Below are 1,658 nucleotides of genomic sequence, written 5' to 3' on the forward strand. Positions count from 1 at the left end.
CCCCCTGTGTCAGCGTAGTTGTCCGCCGCTCTATTTTCCCTCTATTTCTCAGGTGGGCGGGATAGGACGATGATTTGGGATATTCACCGGAACGTAAGTCGGCTGTGCTGAAGCGGATGCTACCGCCGAACAACACGGCCATTCGGCAGCTGTCGCAGGAGGAAGGGATCTCCGAGGCGACGTTGCACAAGTGGCGTGCTGAGGCGCGGGGCAAGGGTCAGCTTCTGCCTGACGCTGACGCTGGCCCTGAGGGCTGGTCGTCGCGTGACAAGTTCGCGGCGGTGCTGGAAACAGCGGCGCTCAACGAGGCTGATCTGGCCGAATATTGCCGCAAGCGCGGGCTTTATTCTGCGCAGATCACGGCATGGCGGTCAGCTTGTGAACAGGCGAACGACTGGGATCGTGCCAGCACAGCGCGTCTCGGGCGGGCGACTAAGGATGAGAAGAAGCGGGTCAAGGATCTGGAGCGGGAACTAACCCGCAAGGACCGCGCCCTGGCCGAAACCGCAGCGCTTCTGGTTCTGCGAAAAAAGGCGGCAGCGATCTGGGGGGACGGAGAGGACGCATGATCAGCACCCCACATCGCGAAACCGCCATTGCACTGATCAATGATGCCGTCACCGCTGGCGCGCGGCGGGCCAAAGCCTGTGCCGAGCTTGAAATCAGTGATCGCACCCTGCGCCGCTGGACAAAAAACGGCCGGGTCCATGCCGATCAGCGGCCTCTCGTCCCGCATCCAGAACCGATCAACAAGCTGAGCGTGGCTGATCGCGCAGCCGTGCTGGAAGCGTGTAATTCAAAGGAATTTGCCAGCCTTCCCCCAAGCCAGATCGTGCCGAAACTGGCCGATCAAGGGCGGTATCTGGCCTCGGAATCCAGCTTCTATCGCATCCTGCGCGCAGAGGGACAGCAGCAGCACCGGGGCCGGGCCAAGCCGCCGATCCGGCGCAAACCACCTACCAGCTACAAGGCGAGTGCGCCCTGCGAGGTCTGGACTTGGGACATAACCTGGATGCCGGGGCCCGTCGCAGGCATGTTCTTTTACCTCTATTTGATCGTCGACATCTTCAGCCGCAAGATTGTTGGCTGGGAAGTTCATGAGCGAGAGAGTGCAGAACTGGCAGCCGTCCTCATCCGGCAAGCGGTCCTCGCCGAGGGCTGCACCCTGCGTCCATTGGTTCTGCACGCCGACAACGGCAGCCCTATGAAAGGCGCCACAATGAAAACCACCATGGAGAAACTGGGCATCACCGCGTCCTACAGCCGCCCGCGCGTCAGCAATGACAATCCGTTCTCAGAGGCGCTATTCCGCACGTGCAAATATCGCCCGAACTGGCCGGCCAAGGGCTTTGCCACAAAGGCAGACGCCCAGGCCTGGGTGAAATCCTTCGCCAGCTGGTATAATGGTGAGCACCTGCACAGCGCGATCCGCTTTGTCACGCCAGATGCGCGCCACGCTGGCCGTGATCGTGCAACGCTCGCAAACCGCGCCATTCTCTATGCAAATGCACGTGCCCAAAACCCGGAACGCTGGTCAGGCAAAACCCGCAACTGGCAACCTGCCGGACCCGTCTGGCTTAACCCAGAAACCGAAATCAGCGCCCCTGAAATCAGAGACGCCGCATGAAATCGGCGGACAACTACTTTGACAAACACCG

At 60.9% G+C, this 1,658-nt stretch carries 1 protein-coding gene; it reads left to right on the plus strand.

The annotated features are described in order from the left end of the window. The first annotated feature begins 116 nt into the window (after nt 1–116). Nucleotides 117–1,627 (plus strand): IS3 family transposase gene (locus tag ROA7023_RS23445; RefSeq protein ID WP_234992439.1). Its coding sequence is split into 2 segments (ribosomal slippage): nt 117–537 and nt 537–1,627, totalling 1,512 coding nucleotides; the frame shifts between segments, so codons are not numbered across the junction. The last annotated feature ends 31 nt before the right edge of the window (nt 1,628–1,658 follow it).

The organism is Roseisalinus antarcticus (assembly GCF_900172355.1).
Taxonomy (GTDB): Bacteria; Pseudomonadota; Alphaproteobacteria; order Rhodobacterales; family Rhodobacteraceae; genus Oceanicola; species Oceanicola antarcticus_A.